Annotated in this window: 24 protein-coding genes; 10 read left to right on the top strand and 14 right to left on the bottom strand. The window is 70.7% G+C overall.

What is annotated here, in order from left to right; genetic code table 11:
- Positions 1-66: 66 nt before the first annotated feature.
- From hflX to miaA, 3 genes are all read right to left on the bottom strand, one after another.
- Positions 67-1,542, bottom strand: a complete 1,476-nt coding sequence (hflX, locus tag ACFQU4_RS36095) for a GTPase HflX (RefSeq protein ID WP_377501739.1) — start codon at positions 1,540-1,542, stop codon at positions 67-69.
- Between the two features lie 62 nt (positions 1,543-1,604).
- Positions 1,605-2,450: a diaminopimelate epimerase gene (gene dapF / locus ACFQU4_RS36090; RefSeq protein ID WP_377501671.1), complete on the bottom strand. Its 846-nt coding sequence runs from the start codon at positions 2,448-2,450 to the stop codon at positions 1,605-1,607.
- 4 nt (positions 2,451-2,454) lie between these two features.
- A complete protein-coding gene (gene miaA, locus ACFQU4_RS36085) occupies positions 2,455-3,366 on the bottom strand; it encodes a tRNA (adenosine(37)-N6)-dimethylallyltransferase MiaA (protein WP_377501669.1) in 912 nt (303 codons plus the stop codon).
- A gap of 182 nt (positions 3,367-3,548) precedes the next feature.
- Between miaA and ACFQU4_RS36080 the strand changes: the two genes are divergently transcribed.
- Positions 3,549-3,755, top strand: a complete 207-nt coding sequence (locus ACFQU4_RS36080) for an antitoxin (protein WP_179748065.1) — start codon at positions 3,549-3,551, stop codon at positions 3,753-3,755.
- 104 nt (positions 3,756-3,859) lie between these two features.
- Here the strand turns inward: ACFQU4_RS36080 and ACFQU4_RS36075 are convergent, their stop codons facing one another.
- The 3 genes from ACFQU4_RS36075 to miaB form a co-directional block, all read right to left on the bottom strand.
- Complete coding sequence (locus tag ACFQU4_RS36075) at positions 3,860-5,398, bottom strand: hypothetical protein (protein WP_377501667.1); 1,539 nt, start codon at positions 5,396-5,398, stop codon at positions 3,860-3,862.
- A 58-nt stretch (positions 5,399-5,456) separates the two neighbouring features.
- Positions 5,457-5,984, bottom strand: coding sequence for a ferritin (locus tag ACFQU4_RS36070; protein WP_377501665.1), 528 nt, complete (start codon positions 5,982-5,984; stop codon positions 5,457-5,459).
- Positions 5,985-6,114: 130 nt separating this feature from the next.
- Positions 6,115-7,590, bottom strand: coding sequence for a tRNA (N6-isopentenyl adenosine(37)-C2)-methylthiotransferase MiaB (gene miaB / locus ACFQU4_RS36065; protein ID WP_377501663.1), 1,476 nt, complete (start codon positions 7,588-7,590; stop codon positions 6,115-6,117).
- 256 nt (positions 7,591-7,846) lie between these two features.
- Here miaB and ACFQU4_RS36060 point away from each other — a divergent pair, with 256 nt between their 5' ends.
- The 7 genes from ACFQU4_RS36060 to ACFQU4_RS36030 all read left to right on the top strand — a co-directional run bounded on the left by ACFQU4_RS36060 (position 7,847) and on the right by ACFQU4_RS36030 (position 13,860).
- Positions 7,847-8,455, top strand: a complete 609-nt coding sequence (locus ACFQU4_RS36060) for a hypothetical protein (RefSeq protein ID WP_377501661.1) — start codon at positions 7,847-7,849, stop codon at positions 8,453-8,455.
- A 34-nt stretch (positions 8,456-8,489) separates the two neighbouring features.
- Positions 8,490-9,398 (top strand): TIGR03086 family metal-binding protein, encoded by a 909-nt coding sequence (locus tag ACFQU4_RS36055; RefSeq protein WP_377501659.1) that lies wholly within the window; start codon positions 8,490-8,492, stop codon positions 9,396-9,398.
- Positions 9,399-9,481: 83 nt separating this feature from the next.
- Positions 9,482-10,381, top strand: a complete 900-nt coding sequence (locus ACFQU4_RS36050) for an aldose 1-epimerase family protein (RefSeq protein ID WP_377501657.1) — start codon at positions 9,482-9,484, stop codon at positions 10,379-10,381.
- Positions 10,382-10,591: 210 nt separating this feature from the next.
- Positions 10,592-11,320, top strand: coding sequence for an amino acid ABC transporter ATP-binding protein (locus ACFQU4_RS36045; RefSeq protein ID WP_377501737.1), 729 nt, complete (start codon positions 10,592-10,594; stop codon positions 11,318-11,320).
- Between the two features lie 47 nt (positions 11,321-11,367).
- Complete coding sequence (locus ACFQU4_RS36040) at positions 11,368-12,210, top strand: glutamate ABC transporter substrate-binding protein (RefSeq protein ID WP_377501655.1); 843 nt, start codon at positions 11,368-11,370, stop codon at positions 12,208-12,210.
- Between the two features lie 73 nt (positions 12,211-12,283).
- Positions 12,284-12,964 carry an amino acid ABC transporter permease gene (locus ACFQU4_RS36035; protein ID WP_377501653.1) on the top strand — a complete coding sequence of 227 codons (681 nt, stop codon included), beginning with the start codon at positions 12,284-12,286 and terminating at the stop codon, positions 12,962-12,964.
- Positions 12,961-13,860 carry an amino acid ABC transporter permease gene (locus ACFQU4_RS36030; protein ID WP_377501651.1) on the top strand — a complete coding sequence of 300 codons (900 nt, stop codon included), beginning with the start codon at positions 12,961-12,963 and terminating at the stop codon, positions 13,858-13,860. The genes ACFQU4_RS36035 and ACFQU4_RS36030 overlap by 4 nt, the downstream gene beginning before the upstream one ends.
- Before the next feature lie 368 nt (positions 13,861-14,228).
- Here ACFQU4_RS36030 and rny read toward each other — a convergent pair whose 3' ends face one another.
- The 3 genes from rny to recA form a co-directional block, all read right to left on the bottom strand.
- Positions 14,229-15,869, bottom strand: a complete 1,641-nt coding sequence (gene rny, locus ACFQU4_RS36025; RefSeq protein WP_377501649.1) for a ribonuclease Y — start codon at positions 15,867-15,869, stop codon at positions 14,229-14,231.
- Positions 15,870-16,164: 295 nt separating this feature from the next.
- Positions 16,165-16,920 (bottom strand): regulatory protein RecX, encoded by a 756-nt coding sequence (locus ACFQU4_RS36020; RefSeq protein WP_377501647.1) that lies wholly within the window; start codon positions 16,918-16,920, stop codon positions 16,165-16,167.
- Between the two features lies 1 nt (position 16,921).
- Entirely contained in the window at positions 16,922-18,001 is a 1,080-nt protein-coding gene (gene recA / locus ACFQU4_RS36015; RefSeq protein WP_377501645.1) for a recombinase RecA, read from the bottom strand.
- A gap of 255 nt (positions 18,002-18,256) precedes the next feature.
- Here recA and ACFQU4_RS36010 point away from each other — a divergent pair, with 255 nt between their 5' ends.
- Positions 18,257-18,859, top strand: coding sequence for a TIGR03086 family metal-binding protein (locus ACFQU4_RS36010; RefSeq protein ID WP_377501643.1), 603 nt, complete (start codon positions 18,257-18,259; stop codon positions 18,857-18,859).
- Here the strand turns inward: ACFQU4_RS36010 and ACFQU4_RS36005 are convergent.
- The 5 genes from ACFQU4_RS36005 to ACFQU4_RS35985 all read right to left on the bottom strand — a co-directional run bounded on the left by ACFQU4_RS36005 (position 18,756) and on the right by ACFQU4_RS35985 (position 21,940).
- Positions 18,756-19,352 (bottom strand): DUF3995 domain-containing protein, encoded by a 597-nt coding sequence (locus tag ACFQU4_RS36005; protein ID WP_377501641.1) that lies wholly within the window; start codon positions 19,350-19,352, stop codon positions 18,756-18,758. The two genes, ACFQU4_RS36010 and ACFQU4_RS36005, sit on opposite strands and share 104 nt — an antisense overlap.
- 36 nt (positions 19,353-19,388) lie before the next feature.
- Positions 19,389-20,366: a phosphotransferase gene (locus ACFQU4_RS36000; protein ID WP_377501639.1), complete on the bottom strand. Its 978-nt coding sequence runs from the start codon at positions 20,364-20,366 to the stop codon at positions 19,389-19,391.
- On the bottom strand, positions 20,363-20,998 hold the full coding sequence (locus ACFQU4_RS35995; protein ID WP_377501637.1) for a hypothetical protein: 636 nt from the start codon (positions 20,996-20,998) through the stop codon (positions 20,363-20,365). The genes ACFQU4_RS36000 and ACFQU4_RS35995 overlap by 4 nt, the downstream gene beginning before the upstream one ends.
- Positions 20,988-21,182, bottom strand: a complete 195-nt coding sequence (locus ACFQU4_RS35990) for a DUF3046 domain-containing protein (protein ID WP_377501635.1) — start codon at positions 21,180-21,182, stop codon at positions 20,988-20,990. The genes ACFQU4_RS35995 and ACFQU4_RS35990 overlap by 11 nt, the downstream gene beginning before the upstream one ends.
- 80 nt (positions 21,183-21,262) lie before the next feature.
- On the bottom strand, positions 21,263-21,940 hold the full coding sequence (locus tag ACFQU4_RS35985; protein ID WP_377501633.1) for an ArsR/SmtB family transcription factor: 678 nt from the start codon (positions 21,938-21,940) through the stop codon (positions 21,263-21,265).
- A 66-nt stretch (positions 21,941-22,006) separates the two neighbouring features.
- Here ACFQU4_RS35985 and ACFQU4_RS35980 point away from each other — a divergent pair, with 66 nt between their 5' ends.
- Complete coding sequence (locus ACFQU4_RS35980; protein ID WP_377501631.1) at positions 22,007-22,510, top strand: hypothetical protein; 504 nt, start codon at positions 22,007-22,009, stop codon at positions 22,508-22,510.
- Positions 22,511-22,515 lie beyond the last annotated feature (5 nt).

Raw genomic sequence — 22,515 nt, 5'->3', positions numbered from 1 at the left:
GACGGCTCAGGGCACGAAGTTGGGACGACTCAGAGGACGGAGTGGGGACGGCTCGGGGTCCAGGGTTCAGCCGGCCGGAGCGACCTGATACGGCTCCAGCATCCCGGCCAACTGGGCGTTCACCCGGGCCCGGATCAGGCTTCCCTCGGCCTGGTGGTCGACGTCGATCAGCTCGCCGGCCTGGTGGATCCGATTGACCAGATCCCCACGCTGGTACGGAATCAGGGCGGTCACCTCGATCTCCGGGCGCGGCAGTCCCGCCTCCACCCGGGCCCGCAACTCGTCGATCCCGCGGCCGGTCCGCGCCGAAACGATCATGGAGTCCGGATACTGGCTGCGCAGCGCGACCAGCTGGTCAGGATCGGCCCGGTCGGCCTTGTTGATCACGATCAGCTCGGCCACCTTGCCGGCGCCGATGTCGTTGAGCACCGTACGGACGGCCTTGATCTGACCGACCGGATCGGGGTCCGAGCCGTCGACGACGTGCACCAGCAGGTCGGCCTGGGCCGACTCCTCCAGGGTCGACGCGAACGCCTCGACCAGGTCGTGCGGCAGGTGCCGGACGAAGCCGACCGTGTCGGTCAGCGTGTAGACCCGGCTGTCGGCGGTCTCGGCCCGCCGGGTGGTCGGGTCGAGGGTCGCGAACAGCGCATCCTCGACCAGCACGCCGGCGCCGGTGAGCCGGTTCAGCAGGCTGGACTTGCCGGCGTTGGTGTAACCGACGATCGCGACCGACGGGATCTCGTGCCGGCGCCGCTCGGCCCGCTTGGTCTCCCGGGTCGAGTCCATCTCGCGCAGCGACGCCCGCAGCTTCGCGATCCGGCTGTGGATCCGGCGCCGGTCGGTTTCCAGCTTCGTCTCACCGGGACCACGGCCGCCGATGCCGGCGCCGCCGCTGGCCCGTCCGCCGGCCTGCCGGGACAGGTTGCCGCCCCAGCCGCGGAGTCGTTGCTTCAGGTACTGCAGCTGGGCCAGTTCGACCTGGGCCTTGCCCTCGGCGCTCTTGGCATGCTGGGCGAAGATGTCCAGGATCAGCGCGGTCCGGTCGATCACCTTGACCTTGACCCGATCCTCCAGGTTGCGCAGCTGGGCAGGTGCCAGTTCGCCGTCGCAGATCACGGTGTCGGCGCCGGTGGCCACCACGACCTGGCGCAGCTCGTCGACCTTGCCGCGACCGATGTAGGTCGCCGGGTCCGGTCGCTGCCGGCGCTGGATCAGGCCCTCCAGGATCTCCGAGCCCGCGGTCTCGGCGAGCAGCTTGAGCTCGAGCAGCGAGTTCTCGGCGTCCACCTCGCTGCCGGTGGTCCAGACGCTGACCAGGACCACCCGTTCCAGCCGGAGCTGGCGGTATTCGACCTCGGTGACGTCGGTGAGTTCGGTGGACAGCCCGGCCACGCGGCGGAGCGACAGCCGGTCCGCGAGGTCCCACTGCGCTCCGTCGTAGCCGGCGTCCTCAGGATCGGGTTCGTCGCTGGGGTACGGCTCGGGTGCGGTGTCGTCGACGTACTCATCGTCGAGGGAGTTCTCTGCGGCAGATGTCATCGTCAACCCAGAATCTCACGCCGGGCAAATCCCGACCACCGAATTCGGCCCAGGGCGAAGGATCAGTCCTCGGCCAGGGTGAGCTCGCCGTGGCCGACGATCACGGCCGGCCCGGTCAGGAACGCCTGGTCGCCGCCGTCGCCGCCGGTCAGTTCGACCTCGACGGTGCCGCCGAGCACGTCCACCCGGTACGTGACCGGACGCTCGACCACGCCCTCCCGCTCGGCGGTGGCGGCCGCCACGGCGACCGTGCCGGTGCCGCAGGACAAGGTCTCGCCGACGCCCCGCTCGTAGACCCGCATCTCGACATGGCGGTCGCCGACGATCCGGACGAACTCGCAGTTGACGCCCGCCGGGAAAGCCTCGGCCGGCTCCCAGACCGGAGGTTTGGTGAGGTCGAGCACCGCCGGGTCGTCGATGAACGCGACCGCGTGCGGGTTGCCGACGTCGACCTTCGTGGCGGGCACCGGCTGGTCCAATCCGGCCGCGGTGACCTTGACCGCACCGGCGTCGACGGTGACGACGCCGACATCGACCCGGACCCGGCGGTCGGGCAGCAGGGTGGCCTCACGCACCCCGGACCGGGTCGCGATCGGGATCACCGGCCCGTCGGCCAGCCCGTTGTCGGCCAGGTAGCGGGCGAACACCCGGACCCCGTTGCCGCACATCTCGGCCACCGACCCGTCGGCGTTGCGATAGTCCATGAACCAGAGGTCGGGATCGCCGTCCCACTCGTCGATCCGGCCCGCCTTCACCGCGCGGAGCAGCCCGTCGCCGCCGATCCCGGCCCGGCGGTCGCAGATCGCGCGCACCTCGCCCGGACTCGGGTCGTGCATGTCCTCCCGGTCCAGCACGATCACGAAGTCGTTGCGGGTCCCGTGGCCCTTGGTGAAGGAGAAGCTGTGCACCGTCTCAGTGTTCCACTGCGGCCAGCGCGGACGGGACCAGGTCGGCCGCGTCGTACGGCAGCCAACGGATCCGCGGGTCGCGGCGGAACCAGGCGTCCTGCCGGCGGGCGAACTTCCGGGTCGCGGTGATCGTCGCCTCCATCGCGCCGGCCTCGTCGGTCTCGCCGTCCAGGTACGCCAGCATCTGGCGGTAGCCGAGCGCGCGGGAGGCGGTCAGCCCGTCCCGCAGACCGCGGGCGGCCAGCTCGCGTACCTCGTCGACGAAGCCCGCCTGCCACATCGCCCGCACCCGGTCCGCGATCCGCCGGTCCAGGGTCGGCCGGTCCACGTCCAGGCCCAGCATCGTCAGGTCGGGCAGCACCGCGGTGTGGGCCGGCAGCGTCGCCTGGAACGGCCCGCCGGTCAGCCGGATCACCTCGAGCGCCCGGACGATCCGGCGCCCGTTGCGCGGCTCGATCGCCGCCGCGGCCGCCGGGTCGGCCTCGGCCAGCCGCGCGTGCAGCGGTTCGGGTCCGGTCCGCTCCAGCTCCGCCTCCAGTTCGGCCCGCAGCGCGGCGTCCGTACCCGGGAAACGGAAGTCGTCCACGATCGCCCGGATGTAGAGGGCCGAGCCGCCGACCAGGATCGGCAGCACGGAACGGGACCGGCAGTCGGCGATCGCCGCCCGCGCCAGCTCCTGGAACTCGGCGACGGTCGCGGTCCGGTCGATGCCGTAGATGTCCACCAGATGATGCGGTACGGCAGCGCGCTCGGCCGCGCTCGGCTTGGCCGTCCCGATGTCCATCCCGCGGTAGACCAGCATCGAGTCCGTGTTGACGATCTCGGCCGGGCGCCCCGCCGCGATCAGCCGCTCGGCCAGCGCCACGGCCAGCGCCGACTTGCCGGAGGCGGTCGGTCCGACCAGCACCACTGTCACCCGAGCAGTGTGCCCGATCGGCCGCGCGGAAGCGGACGCGACGTACGGCGAGGGCACTGGCCAGGTGGACACCGGAAGCGGTAGAAAGGTGGCGTACCGGCAGGTGTCCGCTCATGCGGGGAGTCGCCTGCCAACGCCGTCAGAGTGGCGGTCGGTACCAGAGCAGGAACGGAGGACGGAGTATGGGTATCTTCGACAAGGCCAAGGAAATGCTGGGCGACAACCAGGAAGCGGTCGACCAGGGCATCGATCAGGCCGCCAACTTTGTCGACGAGAAGACTGGCGGGCAGCACTCGGAGCAGATCGATCAGGGTGCCGACTTCGTCAAGGACCAGGCCGGGAACTTCCTCGGCGGTGGCAACCAGGACGAGCCGGAACAGCCCGCCTGATTCTCGCCAGAACTTAGGCCAAACAAACGAGGGGTCGTCCCTGGACGGCCCCTCGCTTCATGCCCGGACCCGGTCGCGCTGCCCCGGCTCCGGGCGTTCGTCCGTCAGAGACGGGCCAGGTTGGCCCGGAGGTGATCGACCAGCCGGGTCCGCTCCTCGGCGGACTCGCGGGCCGCCGTGTCGGCCAGTTCGGCCCGCTTCACGCCGTCGCCGAGTTGCTTGTTCGCCTGGTCCAGGCCCGCCTTCGCGGACTCGACCGCCTCGTGCCGGGCGCGCAACTGCAGGCCACACAGGACGCCGAGGATGACGGCCGCGACGACCGCCAGGACGGCGAGCACGACCTGCCCGGTCAGCGCACAGACCAGGGCCAGCACCGCGCCGACGGCGGCCGCGATGCCGAACCCGTACAGCTTGCTGGGCGGCACCTTGCCGGACTCCTCGATGTTGCGGACGATCTGCTGCCAGCGCTTCTGGTCGGGGCCGGCGGCGGTGACCGCGACCGACCCGTAGTAGGTACGGATGTCGACCGAGGCCGCCGGCCGGGCCGCGACGGTGCCCAGCGGGTCGATGAAGGTCTGCAGTCCGGGCCCGACCCAGCGGAGCAGGGTCCGCTGCTCGGGCGAGCCGACCGGCAGTTCCTTCAGGTAGTGCACGATCCGGTCCAGCGCGTCGGCCGGCGCCGGGCCCTGTTCCGCTTCGGGCCGGGTCTGGCCGGGGTTCTCGATCTGCCAGCGCAGGTCGCGGGCCCGGGCCAGCAGGGCGCCCTCGCCGCCGTACCCGCTGCCGATCAGGGCCGCCACCAGACCGCGCAGTGATGCCTTCGGATCACCCTCACCCTGGGGCGCGTCGCCCGAAGCGCCGGCCGGCTTGGCGGGCTGCCCGCCCTCCGGCGACGACTGCTGGGCGTCCGGTGACGGCGCCGTCCCCTTGTCGGCCAGCTGGCCGCGGATCCAGGTGAGGATGAAGTCGTCGTTCGTCACACCGAGGACCCGCTCCAGGGTCGCCCGCCAGCCGGCCGGGTCGGTCCGCTGCAGCAACGGCCGGAACGACGGCTCGAGCGACTCCAGCGCCTTCGGCCCGAAGACGCCGGCGACCACCGCATCCAGCAGGACGACCTGGTGGCCGGTCAGCTCCCGGTCGGTGATCAGCAGTTCCGGCAGCCGGTCGGCGACCCGCTCGCCGTGGCCCAGGGCGCCGGCCGCGGCGACCACGTACAGCCTCGACTCCGGCGCGGCGCCGACGTCCGTCTTGCCGGCCTCGGCGTTGCCGCCGGCGATCTCGATCACGGTGTTGGTGGCGTGCGGCAGCCAGTAGTCGACGCCGCGGGGGTCGACCGGGCTGACCGGCAGGCCGTTGGAGAGTTGCTCGATCACGGACATCACGTCGCGCCGGATCGCCGTGGTGTCCGGATAGCCGGCCAGTTCCTCGCGGACGTCGCCGAGCTCGACGTACGCGTCGAAGGCCTTGGACAGGGCGTTCAGCCGGGACTCCAGCGAACCCTGCAGTTTGGCCAGCTGACTCTGCATCCGGCTGGCCCGACTGGCCGCCGCGGACGCCTGGTAGGACAGCGTCTCGACCTCGTCGCGGAGCATCCGGTCACGGCCGTACTCGCTGGCCCAGAACCAATCCCAATCGTCAGCCACGGCGGTCATTCTTGCATCAGCCGGTTCAGCCGGGCGGATCACCGCCCGGCCGATATCTTCAGCCGGCGCCAGCGATGGGCGGAGCGGTCGGGTCGGTCGCGCCGCCGGACTGCTCCCGCTGGATGTACTCCTCGATCGCCTCGATGTTGTTCCGGGAGCGGTTCACGACGGTCACCAGGTCACCCATCGTGGCGACCTCCTCGACCTGTTCCTTGACGAACCACTGCATGAACTGGTCGGAGGCGAAGTCGTTCTCCTCGCGGGCGATCTTGGTCAGTTCGTTGATCTGGCCGGTGACCCGCTTCTCCTGCTCGAGCGCCAACTCGGCCGGCGCGACGATGTCGGCGAACTCGTTGACCGGCTGGTCGACGGCGGGGATCTTCACGGGCGCGCTCTGATCGATCAGATACTGCACCATCATCATCGCGTGATCCCGCTCCTCCATCGCCTGGTTGAAGAAGAACTGGGCCATCTGGGGCATCGTCAGGCCGTCGTAGTAGACGGCGCAGGCGATGTACTGCTGGTGAGCGGAGAACTCGTGTCCGATCTGGACATTGAGCTGCTCCACGAAACGCTCTGCTGGCATCTGTATTGCTCCTGGTCGCTCTGGGTTTGCGCCAGTGACCGTCAGGGGGATGGTCACCCGCGCCCCCATCGTGACACGGCCCACTGACCGTCCGCGGGACCGTACGCAGATCCGCCGCCGGAGCGTCGGCTCAGCTGCTCGGCGCGCCGATTCCGGGCATACCGAGCCCCACCACCGGACGGTCCGTAACGCCGTCGGCGGCGCGGGCCTGCCGGGCCGCCCAGGCGTCGCCGCCCCGGGTCCGGCGCAGTCCGGTGATGCCGTCGTCGGCGGTCAGGTGGTGCGGCGCCGCGTACGTGATCACGGCGTCGGCCACGTCGCCCGGCCGCGGCCGCAGCTCCGGGTCCTCCGGAACCGCGACGTGGACCAGGCGGTTGTCTCGGGCCCGGCCGGACAGCCGCGCGGTGGCGGCGTCCTTGCGTCCCTCCCCCTCGGCGAACATCACCTCGACGGTGCGCCCGAGCTGGGTCTTGTTCTCGGTCCAGGCGACGTCCTCGACCACCTCGATCAACCGTTCGTACCGCTCCTGCACGACCGGCTTCGACACCTGGTCGGGCATCGTCGCGGCCGGGGTGCCGGGCCGGATGGAGTACTGGAAGGTGAACGACCCCGCGAACCGGGCCGCCTTCACGACGTCGACCGTCGCCTGGAAGTCCTGCTCGGTCTCGCCGGGGAAGCCGACGATGATGTCGGTGGTGATCGCGGCCTCCGGCATGGCGGCGCGGACCTTGTCGATGATCCCGAGGTAGCGCTCGCTCCGGTAGGAACGGCGCATCCGGCGCAGCACCGCGTCGGAACCGGACTGCAGCGGCATGTGCAGCTGCGGCATCACGTTCGACGTCTCCGCCATCGCGGCGATCACGTCGTCGGTGAAGTCCTTCGGGTGCGGCGAGGTGAACCGGACCCGGTCCAGGCCCTCGATCTCGCCGCAGGCCCGGAGCAGCTTGGCGAACGCGGCCCGGTCGCCGAACTCGACCCCGTACGCGTTGACGTTCTGGCCGAGCAGGGTGATCTCCTGGACACCCTCCGCGACCAGCGCGCGGACCTCGGCCAGGATCTCGCCGGGCCGCCGGTCGGTCTCCTTGCCGCGCAGCGCCGGGACGATGCAGAACGTGCAGGTGTTGTTGCAGCCGACGCTGATCGAGACCCACGCCGCGTACGGCGAGTCACGCCGGGTCGGCAGCGTCGACGGGAACGTCTCCAGCGACTCCTTGATCTCGACCTGGGCCTCATCGGCGATCCGGGCCCGCTCGAGCAGCACCGGCAGCGAGCCGATGTTGTGGGTGCCGAACACGACGTCCACCCAGGGCGCCTTCTCGACGATCGAGTGCTGATCCTTCTGGGCCAGGCAGCCGCCGACCGCGATCTGCATGCCGGGATGTGCCTTCTTGGTCGGCAGCAGGTGGCCGAGGCTGCCGTACAGGCGGTTGTCGGCGTTCTCCCGGACCGCGCAGGTATTGAAGACGACCACGTCGGCCTGGTGCTCGTCGCCGGCACGCCGATAGCCCGCGTCCTCGAGCAGCCCGGACAGCCGCTCGGAATCGTGGACGTTCATCTGACAGCCGTAGGTACGGATCTGATAGGTGCGGGGCGGTGCGGTCGACATGATGCGACCAGGGTAATGCCGCTCCGATGAGCCCGGCGACTTCACCGGCCGGGCCGCGCCCGGTGCCGATCGGAGGTCCGCGTCGGATGGCCGAACGGACGTCGACGTCGGGTCGAACGACCCTAGCGGCACCTGCCGAGGTCGGGCCTACCGTGAAGGCAACGGGCTGACCCCTTCCGAGTATCCGCAGACCGGAGGGGGTCGGCCTTATGTCAATCCACCCATGTGCGGGACCAGGAGAAACGAGGACCCGGACATGTTCATCCAGGTGTTTCAGGGACAGGTGTCGGACGCGGCGCGGATGCGAACCCAGTTCGACAAGTGGGTCACGGAGGTGGCGCCCGGGTCGGTCGGCTGGCTGGGCAGCACCGCCGGCGTGACCGACGACGGAAGATTCATCGCGCTCGCGCGCTTCGAATCGGAGGAGGCGGCCCAGCAGAACAGCGACCGCCCGGAACAGTCGGCCTGGTGGGACGAGACGGCCTCGGTGTTCACCGGTGAGCCCACCTTCCAGAACAGCACGACCGTCGACAACGACCTGGCCGGCGATCCCGGAACGGCCGGCTTCGTCCAGGTCATGCAGGGCCGGTCGAGCGACCCGGACCGGGTTCGGGAGCTGATGGCGAGCGACTCGACCGACTGGCGGGACTACCGCCCGGAGATTCTCGGTACGGTTTCGATCGGCCACGACGACGGTGCCTGGACGATGGCGATCTACTTCACCACCGAGGAAGCGGCCCGCGAGGGCGAACGCAAGGAGCCGCCGCCGGAGCTGGCGACGATGATGAAGGAGCTGGACTCGCTCTCCCTCGGCGAGCAGGTCTTCTTCGACCTCAGGACGCCCTGGCTGGACGCCCCGCGATGAATCGGCGAGCGGATCTCCGTGGCGGGCCGGCGCCATGGAGGTGAACACGCTGCACCAGCGTTCCCTCGACTACTTCGCCGCCCGCGTCAACGCGGTCCGGCAGGACCAGTGGGAACTGCCCACGCCCTGCACCGACTGGACCGTGCGCGACCTGGTCAACCACGTGACCGCCGAGGATCTCTGGACGGTCCCGCTGCTGGACGGGGCGAGCATCGAGGAGGTCGGCGACCGGTTCGAGGGCGACGTGCTCGGTGAGCGCGCGACCGGGTCGGCCCTGGCGTCGATCGAGGCCGCGGCCACGTCGATGGCGGCACACCTGCGCCGGGGCGGCACCGTGCAGCTGTCCTTCGGGGAGACCCCGACGACGGAGTACGCGATGCAGCTGGCCGCCGACCACCTGGTGCACGGCTGGGACCTGGCCGTGGCCACCGACGGCGACGCCACCCTGGACGCCGAGGCGGTACGGACGATCGCCGACTGGTTCGACGGCCAGGAGGAGCTGTACCGCGGCGCCGGCGCCGTGTCGGCGCGCCGCCCGGTCACCGGCGACGCCCAGCACGACCTGCTGGCCCGGTTCGGCCGCGACGCGGCGTGGGGTCCCAACCACCGGACGCTGGTGCGGTTCAACGCCGCGTTCGGCGCCGCCGACCTCGACGCCGCGCTCGCCCTGGTCACCGACGACGTGATCTTCGAGTCCACGTCACCGGCGCCCGACGGGCAACGACTGGCCGGCCGCGCCGCCGTCCGGACGGCCTGGGCCGAGGTGATGGGAACCGCCGGGATGGCCTTCACGGAAGAGGAATCCTTCGTCTCCGGCGACCGCGGCGTCGTCCGCTGGAACTACGCCTGGGCCGGTTCCGCACCGGGCCACGTCCGCGGCGTCGACGTACTCCGTTTCCGGGACGGCCTGATCTGCGAGAAGTTCTCCTACGTCAAGGGGTGACCCGTCTGATCAAGGGATCTGGTGAACCGGCAGCGTCCGGCCCGGGCGAGCGCCCGAGCCGGCGGACAGTAGAGTTTCGGCCCGTGACGTACCCCACCGGCGAGCAGTACGAGATCAGCTCCGGCGACCATCGGGCGGTGATCACGGAGGTCGGCGCGACGCTGCGCACCTACCGGGTGTCCGGCCGCGACGTGGTCCGCGGCTTCGAGGAGAAGGAGGTCGTGCACGGCGGCCTCGGCCAGCAGCTGCTGCCCTGGCCGAACCGGATCCGGGACGGCCGCTATCCGTACGACGGGGTCACGCAGCAACTCGCGCTGACCGAGCCGGACCGGAACAACGCCATCCACGGACTGGTCCGGCATGTGCCGTGGACGCTGGTCGAGCTGGGTGCCGACCGGGTGGTGCAGCGGACCCGGGTCTTCCCGCAGCCGGGCTGGCCCGGGACCGTCGAGGCGACGATCGGCCACAGCGTGTCCGAGGCCGGCCTGCTGGTCGAGGTGTCGGTGACCAACATCGGCGATGGCCCGGTGCCGTTCGGCTATGCCGCGCATCCGTACCTGACCGTCGGGGAGTCGACGGTCGACGAGGTGTCGGTGACGCTGCCCGCGGCCCGCTACCTCGAGGTGGACGACCGGCTGCTGCCGATCGAGGTCCGGCCGGTGGCCGGGACCGACTACGACCTGCGCGCCGGCGACCCGCTCGGCGAGGTGAACCTGGACACCGCTTTCACCGAACTGGCCGGCGACGGCGGCACCTGGTCGGTCCGGCTCGAACTCGGCGAACGCTGGGCCGAGCTCTGGGCCGAGTCCAAGTTCGGCTGGCTGCAGGTCTACACCGGCGCCGACCGGCGGGACCTGTCGATCGCGGTGGAGCCGATGACCTGTGGCCCGGACGCGTTCAATCCGGGCGTCACCCATGACGACGTGATCGTGCTCCGGCCGGGCGACTCGTTCGCCGGTCGCTGGGGCATCCGCGGCGCCTGACGACGTCGTGCGCCGTAACCGAATTTCAACACGAAATTCCCACCTCGCCCCGAGGTGGTCGAATAGGGTCGGGCCATGACCGAAACCGGTGAAACCGTTCCGGCCGAGCCTCAAAGCGAAGCTGCGGTTCGCGACGGCGCGGACGGCGGACTCGATCTGACGGACCCGACGCAGGGCGATTCCGTGGCCCCGCGACAACTCGGCGGGCCGCTGGTCGTCCTCGACGACGTGAACAAGTATTTCGGTCAGCTGCACGTCCTCCAGGGCATCAACCTCACCGTCAACCAGGGTGAGGTGGTCGTGGTGATCGGCCCGTCCGGCTCCGGGAAGTCCACGCTCTGCCGGGCGATCAACCGACTCGAAACGATCAAGGACGGGTCGATCTCGATCGACGGCAAGCCCTTGCCCAGCGAAGGCAAGGAACTGGCGCGGCTGCGGGCGGACGTCGGGATGGTGTTCCAGGCGTTCAATCTGTTCGCGCACAAGACGATCTTGGAGAACGTCACCCTCGGGCCGATCAAGGTGCGCCGGGTTCCCAAGCGTCAGGCCGAAGCGCGGGCCCGGGAGATCCTGGACCGGGTCGGCGTCGGCAACCAGGCGGACAAGTATCCGGCGCAGCTGTCCGGTGGGCAGCAGCAGCGGGTCGCGATCGCCCGGGCGCTGGCGATGGAGCCGAAGGTGATCTTGTTCGACGAGCCGACCTCGGCGCTCGACCCGGAGATGGTGAACGAGGTGCTCGAGGTGATGGTCGACCTGGCCCGACAGGGCATGACCATGATCGTCGTCACGCACGAGATGGGGTTCGCCCGCAAGGCGGCCAACCGGGTGATCTTCATGGCCGACGGGGCCATCGTCGAAGAGGCGGACCCGGACACGTTCTTCACCGCACCGAAGAGCGAACGCGCCAAGGATTTCCTGGGCAAGATCCTGACCCACTGACCGAAACCGAACCATCGGCCGGGCGGCCGGTGAAGCTGGAGGAAACCATGAAGATCATGAAGGCCGTTGTCGCGGTCCTGGCGAGTCTCGGCCTGGCCGCGGCGTTCGCCGGCTGCGTCAACGACACGCAGACCGGCACGCCGGGCGGAAACCCGGGTGGCGGCGGCAAGGTGGTGATCGGCATCAAGTTCGATCAGCCCGGTCTCGGACTGAAGGTCGGCGAGGAGTACACCGGCTTCGACGTCGAGGTGGCCAAGTACGTCGCGAAGGAGCTCGGCTACTCCGACATCGAGTTCAAGCAGTCGCCGAGCGCGCAGCGGGAGACGCTGCTGCAGAGCGGCCAGGTGCAGATGATCTTCGCCACGTACTCGATCACCGACGACCGGAAGAAGAAGATCTCCTTCGCCGGCCCGTACTTCATCGCCGGCCAGGGCCTGCTGGTCCGCGCCGACAACACCGACATCACCGGGCCGGAGACGCTGAACGGCAAGAAGCTCTGCTCGGTGACCGGGTCGACCCCGGCCGAGAAGATCAAGAAGGACTACGCGACTCAGGTGCAGCTGGCCGAGTTCGACACCTACTCCAAGTGCGTCGAGGCCCTGAACGCGGGCCAGGTCGACGCGGTGACCACCGACGACGTGATCCTGGCCGGCTTCGCGGCCCAGGAGCAGTACAAGGGCAAGCTCAAGGTGGTCGGCAAGCCGTTCACCGAGGAGCAGTACGGCGTCGGGATCAAGCAGGGCGACACCGAGCTCTGCACCAAGATCAACACCGCGCTGGAGAAGATGGTCGCGGACGGCGCCTGGAAGAAGGCGCTGACCGACACGGTGGGTGACTCGTTCACGCCGGACGAGACGAAGAACCCGCCGAAGCCGGCCGCCTGTTCCTGATCCGCAACCTGTGTTGGCCCGCCGCCGAGTCGGCGGGCCAACCGCTTTCTGTGACGACGATCGGAGGTGATTCATGGGTGACCTGCTGGCCGACTACGACGTCGTCGGCGCATTCTTCATGACGATCAAGCTCACCCTGGGCGGTGCTATCGGGTCCTTGATCATCGGCACCGTGATCGCGATCTTCCGCGTCTCACCCGTGCCCGTGCTGCGAGGTGCCGGCGCGGCGTACGTGACGCTGATCCGGAACACGCCGCTGACCTTGATCGTCTTCTTCTGCCTGTTCGGCCTGGCCAACACGCTGCAGATCAGCCTGGCCGACCCGAACTCGCCGACCTCGCTGGCCGACAACGCGTTCCGGCTCGGCGTGGTAGGGCTGTCGGTCTATCACGCGTCGTTTGTCGCGGAGGCGTTGCGAAGCGGCATCAACACGGTGCCGCCGGGCCAGGCTGAGGCGGCCCGATCGATCGGCCTCGCCTTCCTGCCGACGCTCACCTCGATCGTGCTGCCGCAGGCGTTCCGCGGCGCCATCGCACCGCTCGGCAACACCCTGATCGCCTTGACCAAGAACACCACCGTGGTCGCGACGATCGGCGTCGCCGAGGCCGCGTACACGATGCGGGCCATGATCGAGTTCGACGGCTCGCAGCTCTATCTGATCTTCCTGATCATGGCGGCCGGGTTCGTCATCCTGACGCTGCCGCTCGGGATCCTGTTCACTTGGCTGTCCCGACGACTGGCGGTGCAACGATGAGCGCAGCTCCCACCGTTCTCTTCGACGCCCCGGGCCCCAAGGCGCGGGTCCGGCACCGGATCATCGGCGTCGCCGGCCTGCTGCTGGTGGCGGGTGTGCTCGCGGTGATCGTGGTCGCCCTGGCCAACCCGGCCAACAACCAGTTCTCGCCGGAGAAGTGGTACCCGTTCCTGCTCCGCAGCACCTGGACCGAATACCTCATCCCCGGTCTGCTCTTCACCCTCGGGTCGGCGGTCACCGCGGTCGTGCTGTCGATCATCGCGGGCATCCTGCTCGGGCTCGGCCGGCTCGCCCCGAACATCGTGGTCCGCGCCGTCTGCAGCGTGTTCGTCGAGTTCTTCCGGGCCGTGCCGGTGCTGATGATGATGCTGTTCGCGTACTTCTTCGGCCTGTACGTGCTCGGGCTGACCGGCTACATCGGGCTGTTCTTCGGCGTCGTCACCGGCCTGTTCTTCTACAACTCCTCGGTGATCGCCGAGCTGGTCCGTTCCGGCGTCGGCTCACTCCCCCGCGGTCAGCGCGAGGCCGGGCTGGCGATCGGCATGACCGAGATGCAGACCCTGTTCACCGTCCAGCTCCCGCAGGCGATCACGGCCATGCTGCCGTCGATCGTCAGCCAGCTGGTCGTGATCTTGAAGGACACCGCGCTCGGCACCTGGATCACCGCCTCCGACCTGCTGCAGGCCGCCAGCAACATCGGCTCCGCGTACGCGAACACGATCCCGGCACTGCTCGTCGCGGCCGTGATCTACATCGTGATCAACTACCTGCTGACCCGGGTCGCCGGCTGGCTGGAGCAGCGGCTGAAGCGCTCCGGGCGGATGTCTCGGCGCAAGCCCGAGGTGGCAGTGATCGGGGCGCCCGACCCGGCGCCGGTGGCGGCCTCGCCCCGCTGAAGTACCGAGAGGGATTGGGTGATCACGCGGTGGGGTTCGGGGGTCTGTGCGCGGACAACCATCCGCCCGCGGTGATCTTGGGTTCGGCTGCCGCGATTCTGCGTCGCGGGCTCCCGCCAGGCCCGTCCACGTCCGCGCACAGACCCCCGAACCCCACCGCTTCCTTGCACTCGCCCATGGAAGGAAGGTCCTGAGCCGGGCGCTGATCATGATCGATGGATTCGGGTCGCCGATCGGTGATCACTTCACGAGGGTGGGGCCATGTCGGCTCGGGAGGGTACGGCCGCGTCGGTTCGGGAGGGTGCGTCCGGTTGCCGTGAGGAGGTCGTGCTCGGGCCTTGCCCTTCGACGGGCTCGGGGAACGAGGGTCAGCGGGCGGTTTCGGTGGCTCGGGACTCTCGGACGACGGTGATCCGGATCTGGCCGGGGTAGGTCAGTTCCTCCTCGACCTGCTTGGCGATGTCGCGGGCCAGGACCTGGGCGGCGATGTCGTCGACCGTTTCGGGGGCGACCATGACGCGGACCTCGCGGCCGGCCTGCATGGCGAACACCTTGTCCACGCCGTCGTGGCCGGCGGCGATCCGTTCCAGCCGTTCCAGTCGCTGGACGTAGGCCTCGACGCTCTCCCGGCGGGCGCCCGGCCGGCCGCCGCTGATGGCGTCCGCGGCCTGGGTCAGCACGGCCTCGACGGTGTGGGGTTCGACCTCGTTGTGGTGCGCCTCGATGGCGTGCACGATGTCGGGGTGCTCGCCGTAGCGACGGGCCAGGTCGGCCCCGACCAGGGCGTGCGAGCCTTCGGTCTCGTGGGTGAGGGCCTTGCCGATGTCGTGCAGGAAGGCGGCCCGGCGGCAGATGGCCACGTCGAGCCGGAGTTCGGCCGCCATCAGACCGGCCAGGTGGGCGCACTCGACGAGGTGCTTCAGCACGTTCTGGCCATAGGAGGTACGGAAGCGCAGCGTGCCCAGGATCGGCACCAGGGCCGGGTGCAGGTCCGAGATGCCGACCTCGGCCAGCGCGTCCTCGGCGGCCCGCAGGCACTGCTCGTTGATCTTGGACTTGCTCCGCTCGTGCACCTCCTCGATCCGGGCCGGGTGGATCCGGCCGTCGGCGACGAGGTCGGTCAGGGTGAGCCGGGCGGTCTCGCGGCGCACCGGGTCGAAGCAGGACAGCAGCACCGACTCCGGGGTGTCGTCGATCATCACGTTGACGCCGGTGACCTGCTCGAAGGTGCGGATGTTGCGGCCCTCGCGGCCGATGATCCGGCCCTTCATCTCGTCGCCGGGCAGGTGCACGGCAGTCACCACCGACTCGGCCGTCTGGTCCGACGCGAGCCGCTGGATCGCGCCGACGATGATGTGCTGTGCACGGGAGTCGGCCTCCCGGGCCGCCTCGCGTTCGATCTCGCGGGTGACGATCACGGCCTGCCGCTTCGCATCCGACTCGACGATGCCGACCAGCTCGGCCTTGGCCTGCTCGGCGCTGAGGCCGGCGATCCGTTCCAGCTCCGCGGTGCGTTCCACGTCGGCCGCGGCGAGCTTCCGCTGGCCCTCGCGCAGGGAGGCCTCGGCCCGGTCCAGTTCGTGCGCTCGCGCGTCCACCTGGCGCGCCTCGGCGTCGATCCGCTCCTCGCGGTCGGTGAGCCGTTGCTCGCGGCGTTCCAGTTCGACCCGCTGCTCCTTCAACTCGGCCCGGCGGACCCGGAGCTCCGCCTCGGCCTCGGTGCGCTGGGTCTTGGCCAGTTCGAGCAGGTCGTCGGCCTTGGCGCGCACCTGGTCCCGGTAGGCCCGGGCGTCGTCCCGGACCTGCCCGGCCCAGGTCTCGGCCCGGGCGGTGGCGGCCTGCGCCGCCTCGTTGGCCGCTGCCATGGCAGCCTCGTTGGCAGAAGCCTGGGCGGACCGCTCGGCCTCGGCCGTACGCACGCTCGACTTCCGCAACACCAGGACGGCGACGATCACGGCCCCGATCAGGATCAACAGTCCGGCGAGTACCAGGAATTCGAAGGTTCCCATGTCGCACTCCCCTCTCCACGCTGACGCGTGGGCTCAGGAGGGCGCTGCAGATCGGCCCGGTCGAAGGGCAGGCTGCCGCGGAGTGCGGTCACGCCACGTTGGGAAACCTTCGATCAGACCTCGCTCGACGAGCGACCTTGCGATATTGCGCATTCATCAGTCACCGCACGCTCACCGGAGCGTGGTGTGTTGTTCATATCGATCAAGCTTGCAGTTCAACCCTCACTTGGCAGCGTAAGTGGGCGTCCATGAACGGTCAAGCATCGCCCCACCCGGTGGCCGACGGTGTCGTCGGTCAGGACTCGGAGTTGTCCGCGAGGACCTCGGCCAGCACCTGGGACGTGACGTGCGAGGGGAATCCGCGGCGGGCCAGGGCCCCGGCCAGGCGCCGGTAGCGGACCTTGGGCTCGAGCTTCGTCATCGCCCGCGCCTTCTTCTCGGCGAGGGCCCGGGCCGCGCCGAGTTCGTCCGAGTCCTCGACCTCGGCCAGTGCCTCGTCGATGTGGTCGCGGTCGACGCCCTTCGCGGACAACTCCCGCCGCATCGCCGACCGGGACAGCTGGCGCCGGGACTGCCGGCTCTCCACCCAGTCCCGGGCGAACCCGCGGTCGTCGACCAGCCCGACCTCTTCCATCCGGTCCAGCACGGCGTCGGCCGCATCGTCCGGCACGTCCCGGTCGGCCAGCGCATCCGCCAGTTCCTGACGGGTCCTGGCCTGGCCGGTCAGCTTGCGCAGCACGATGGACCGGGCCGTGGCCTCCGGATCCGCGTCCGGACCGTCGTGGCGTTCCTCCGGCTCCTCCGTACGGCGGCGCCCGTTCAGCCGCCGCGAGGACGTGCGGGCCGAGCGCGATCGACCACGGGCAGGCTCCGCCGCTTCGGACGACGGAGCCGCTTCTGTGGAGGGCGGGCCACCGTGATTCAGCCCTTCGACAGGCTCAGGGAGCGGAGGGCCCTGCCGCTCCGCGCGCGGCTGAACCTCGGGCTCGGGCACCGGGTGATCACGCGCGGCGAGCCACTCCCGCGCCTGCTGGACCGGGTCGGCCTCCAACTCAGAACTCCACCTCGCCGGTCACCGGATCAATACCCTCCGGCACCTCGGCGGGATCGTCGACGCGGGCGCCGATGCCGAGCTTCTCCTTGATCTTCTTCTCCAGCTCGTTGGCGAGATCGGGATTGCTGCGGAGGTAACCGCGGGCGTTCTCCCGGCCCTGGCCGAGCTGATCGGCGTCGTAGGTGAACCAGGCCCCGGCCTTGCGGATCAGGCCCGCCTCGACACCGAGGTCGATCAGGCCACCCTCGCGGCTGATGCCCTGCCCGTACAGAATGTCGAACTCGGCCTGCTTGAACGGCGGCGCGACCTTGTTCTTCACGACCTTGACCCGGGTCCGGTTGCCGACCATCTCCTGGCCGTCCTTGAGGGTCTCGATCCGGCGGACGTCGAGCCGCACCGACGAGTAGAACTTCAGCGCCTTGCCGCCGGTCGTCGTCTCCGGCGAGCCGAACATGACGCCGATCTTCTCGCGCAGCTGGTTGACGAAGATCGCGGTGGTGTTGGCGCCACTGAGGGCGCCGGTCATCTTGCGCAGGGCCTGGCTCATCAGCCGGGCCTGCAGGCCGACGTGGCTGTCGCCCATCTCGCCCTCGATCTCGGCCCGGGGCGTCAGCGCGGCCACCGAGTCGATCACGATCAGGTCCAGCGCGCCGGAACGGACCAGCATGTCGGCGATCTCCAGCGCCTGCTCGCCGTTGTCCGGCTGGCTGACCAGCAGGGCGTCGGTGTCGACCCCGAGCTTGCCGGCGTAGTCCGGGTCGAGCGCGTGCTCGGCGTCGATGAAGGCGCAGATGCCGCCCGCCGCCTGGGCGCTGGCGATCGCGTGCAGCGTCAGGGTCGTCTTACCGCTGGACTCCGGGCCGTAGATCTCGACGATCCGGCCGCGCGGCAGGCCGCCGATGCCGAGCGCGACGTCGAGCGAGATCGATCCGGTCGGGATCACCTCGATCGGTGCCCGCACCTCGTCGCCGAGGCGCATGACCGTGCCCTTGCCGTGCTGCCGCTCGATCTGCGAGAGAGCCGTTTCGAGGGCCTTCGCCCGGTCCTTCTCGCGATCCTTGGTGGCTGCTGCTGCCATGGTGTTCCCTCCTCCGAACCCGTCGGGGTTCGCCCGTGCCGCTTCGTGTGTAGCTTTCGTTCCGGACTCTAAGCAGAACCGCTGACAGTCGTTCAGCGCCTCGAAAATCTGTGGATGACGGAAATGGTTGCCGCCCCTCGGTGGATAACTTAGGCGAACACACGTTCGAACGGCCAACCGACACGCCGACCTCGTCCCGCGGGACGTCGGATTCGTTCAAGCACCGCCCGGTACGGCGGCAGCAGACTCGTCCCCATGACCACTGCCACCCTGTTTCCGACCGCCGTCGAGATCGTCACCGACACCGTCCGCGGCCTCGATCGGCTCGACCTCGCGGCCCCCACCCCGTGCGCGGAGTTCGATGCCGCCGGGCTGATCGGCCACTTCTCCGGGACGGCCGAAGCGCTCGGCCGGATCGGCCGCGGCGAGCCGCTGGACGCCGAGAATCCGTGGGGCCGGGGCGGACCCGCGACCGAGGACTGGAACCTCCGGCTGGCGGCGAGCCTGGACCGGCTCGGCGAGGCGTGGGCCGAGGCCGGGGCGTGGCAGGGATCGGTCGACTTCGGGACCAGCGAGATGCCCGCCGAGGCGGTCGGTCAGATGGCCTTCGCCGAGGCGCTGCTGCACGGCTGGGACCTGGCCCGGGCCGGCGGCCGTACGTTCACGGTGCCCGAACCCGTCGGCGCGGAACTGCTCCGCTTCGTCGCCGGGACCGCCGAACTGGGCCGCACCATGGGCGCCTACGGCGACGAGGTCACGGTGCCGTCGGACCGGCCCTCCTTCGACCGCGCGCTCGGCCAGGCCGGCCGGAACCCGGCCTGGCCGCAGCCGACGACCCCGGAACCCGGCGCACCATGATCACCGCGGCGGCCAGCGCCAGGCACAGCGGCGAGTAGACCGCGACGTCCCGCCGGCGGTACTCCGGGTGCCCGGTCCGCAGCAGCCCCGAGCCGACCAGTCCGCCGAGGCCGCGCAGTCCGAGCACGGCCGCGATGCCGGCGGTGCCGAGATGGCCGAGCCACCGGGCCCGGTCGTCGGTCGAGGTCCGGGCGAGTACGAGGGCGCCGGCCGCCGTCAGCGCGCCCGTCACGGCGAAGCAGGCGGCCGGCGGCGGCACCCGCTCGGACCCGACCACCTGATGGGCCAGCGACACCCGGTCGCGGGCCGGCCAGCTGACCCCGACACCCCAGGCGGCGTGCAGTCCCCCGATCGCCGCCAGCGCACCGGCCGTCACGCCGGCCAGCACTCGCCGCCGGCGCCGGTCGCGCGGATCGTCGACCGGTGGCACCTCGGTCAGGCCGGCGGCACGGGCGGGCGGGATCCGGTCGAGCACGTCGCGGAGCGAGTTCATGATCAACTTCCTTCCATACGGTGCTGTACGGAAAGCCTACGCCCGGGCGAGGATCCGTTCCCAGCGCCGTACGGTCTCGACGGTCGCCGGCAGCCGGTCCAGGCGGTCGCGGATCCGATCATCGTCGTCGGACTCGTCGAAGAACCGGCCCAGCGCGGTCGCGATCTTGGACAACTCGTAGCCGATCAGGCGATCCAGGATGCCGGCCCGGACGGGCAGCGGCTCCCCGCCCGCGGCCAGGTAGGCGGCCTTCGACCGCCGAAGTTGATCAAGGTCCGGATCCGCGCCGGCCCGCGCGGCGAACCGGACGAACACGGCGGCGGCCTCCAGCGGCGCGCTCTCCGGACCGACCGTGTCCCAGTCGATCAAGATCGGCCCGGACTCGGTGATCAACACGTTCCACGGCTCGACGTCACGATGGCTCAGCACGTACGGGCCGGTCGCGGCGAACGTGCGCACCACCCGGTCGGCCAGCTCGAGCACCAGGTCGAGCCGGCGGCGCAGCACGGGCGCCCAGGACGCGCCGCGGTCCTCCCCCTCGGCCAGCCAGCCCCGCCAGGCGCCGGGCGGCACCGGCGGCTCCTGGCCGTACCACCAGTTCGGCTCCGGCACGAAGTCCAGCCGCCGCTGCCCGTGGATCCGGGCCAGCGTCCCGCCCAGCCAGTCGGCGACGTCGTCCCGGTCGGCCAGCGGCCGGTGCTCGACGTACGGAAAGGCCCGCAGCAGGCCGATCCCGTCCAACCTCACCACGCTGCCGAACCAGGCCCGGACCGGCCGGACCGGCGCCGGGGTGTCGATCCCGGCCCGCACGGCGAGCGCCTCGAGCTCCATCGCCGTCTCCAACTGGTCCCGCCACGGCAGCTCGGTCTCGGCCCAGAACCGCTTCAGCAGCACGGGTCCGGCGCCGGTGCCGACCTTCCAGGCCTGCACCTGACCGCGGGACCGGACCGGTTCGGCCGGCCCGACCGGTGCGACCAGGCCGAACGCCTCGGCGACCCGCTCGAGGTCGATCATCCTCGGACGGACTCGTGCAGCTGGGGCCGGTAGCCGCCCCGGATCGCGGCGACGGTGGAGAGCGGGGTGAGCACGTCGGCCGGTCCGTCGAACGGTTCAGTGCGCTCGTCGTACCCGGCCGGGGTCCAGCGCCACAGTCGCGCGCCGGCCCACAGCCAGGATTCGCCCTGCCACTGCACGAACACCCCGTCCGGCAGCAATTCCAGCGGTGTCGGCCGGAGCAGCCGGATCCCGTCCTGCGGGATCCGCTGCGGGTGCAGCGCCCGGTCCAGCTCGTCCGCCGACGGCAGCCCGCCGAGCTGGTGGCCGGCCGCCCATGCGGTCCGGAACCGCTGATAGTCGGGGCGCCGGCACTCGGCGCACGGGCGATGCCCGGCAGCCAGGGCGCCCGCCTCGTCGAGGAAGAACAGTTCGGTGAACCGGCCCGGTCGCAGCAGCGGGCGACGGCGGTCCTTGAACCGCAGGACGCAGATGATCCACCGGCGTCCCTGGTGCCGCCGGACCAGGTCCAGCCGGTCGTTGTGCAGCACGCCGCGGTTGCCGTACCAGGCGCCGCGATGTTCGGTCGCGATCAGCTCGCCGGCGGGCGTCACGCGGTTGCGCAGGGGGTGGGTGCGCAGGTCAGCGTTCACGGGCGGGCAGCTCGAGCGCGGCCCAGACCGCGCGCCAGATCGTCTTCGCCGGCACCCCGGCCTCCAGGGCCTGAACCACGGTCCGGCTGTCGAGCTCGGCCACGTTGTGCTCGGCCGCCCAGACCCGGGCATAGGAATCGCCGAGGTGGCGATTCAACCTGTTCCAGAGCTCGGTCTCCTTCATCGGCGCACCTCGCCCGTCTGCTTCACCACGCGGTCACTGTACGCGGCGCCTCGGACAGTCCGTTCGGCGCAAGGACCGCGTCAGAGCTCCGCGATCCCGAAGGCAGTCGCGAGTACGGTCCGGCCGTCCTCGGTGATCCGCAACGTCCGGCCCCGGGCGGTACGGCGACGCAGCCAGCCCAGCTCGAACAGCCGGCCGCACAGCGCCGCGCCGAGGGCACCGGCCAGGTGCGGCCGGCGCTGGGTGAAGTCGAGACAGCCACGGGCGAACTGCCGCCGGGCCGACCGGGCTGCGGCGACGTCCACGCCGAGTCCGCCGAGCAGCTCGGCGCCGCCGCCGGAGAGTTCGTACCCGGCGGCGAAGGTGCCCCGCGCGACCAGGGCGTCGTGCACGGCGACGCCCAGCCGCCCGGCCAGATGGTCGTAGCAGGTCCGCGCCAGGCGCAGCGCGGCGTCCTCCTTGGCCGCCCGCAACGAGTCGATGTCGGCCCGGCTGCGGTCGAGCAGGGTGAGCGCCTCGATCGCGTCGCCGACCTCGGGCGAGGCCAGCCGGTAGTAGCGGTGCCGGCCCTGACTGACCACGTCGACCAGACCGCCGTCGCGCAGCCGGGCCAGGTGCTCGCTGGCCGTCGCCGGACCGACGCCGGTGATCCGGGCCAGCTCACCGCTGGCCAGCGCGACGCCGCCGAGCAGGGCGTCCAGCATCGCCGCCCGGGTCGGATCACCGATCAGCCGGGCCACCGTCGCGAGGGCCGTCATGGCAGCCACGCTAGCCCGATGATCATTCGGTGCCGGCCGAAAGGTCACCGGCCTAGCGTTCCCGGCATGGTGAGACATCTGACCCGGGAGACCTTCGACTACGCGACGCCGGTGACGCCCGATGACCGGGACCCGGCGGACCTGATCGACGCCGCGGTCGCGACCGTACTCAAAGCAGCCGAGGAGTGGCTCGGCTGGGACGGCCGGCCGGTGTACCGCGACGGCAACGCGTGGACGCCGCACAAGGCACTGCGCCGGGTCGCCGATCATCTGCTCGACCACCTGGCCGAGCTCGAGTGCCGGCTCGCCGGCCTGCCGACCATCCCCGACCGCTGGCACGGCCGGATGGTGACCACGGACGCCGACTTCGCCCGGTTCACCGAGCTCGACCTGGACGAGGCGACCAGCCGGCTGACCCGGCTCGCTGCCTGCTACCGGGCCCGGCTGGCCACGATCGGCGACGCCGAGCTCGACCTGCGGCCGGCCGCCGAGGTCTGGACCCTCCGTGAGGTGACCCATCACGTGGCCGGCGTCGCGGTCTATGCGGAGATGCTGGCACCCGGCGAGTGACCAGG

Origin of the sequence: Microlunatus sp. GCM10028923, assembly GCF_042666975.1 — a bacterium.
Taxonomy (GTDB): Bacteria; Actinomycetota; Actinomycetes; order Propionibacteriales; family Propionibacteriaceae; genus Microlunatus.
The sequence above is the reverse complement of the archived record's forward strand: the minus strand, read 5'-3'. Positions and strand labels throughout refer to the sequence as shown.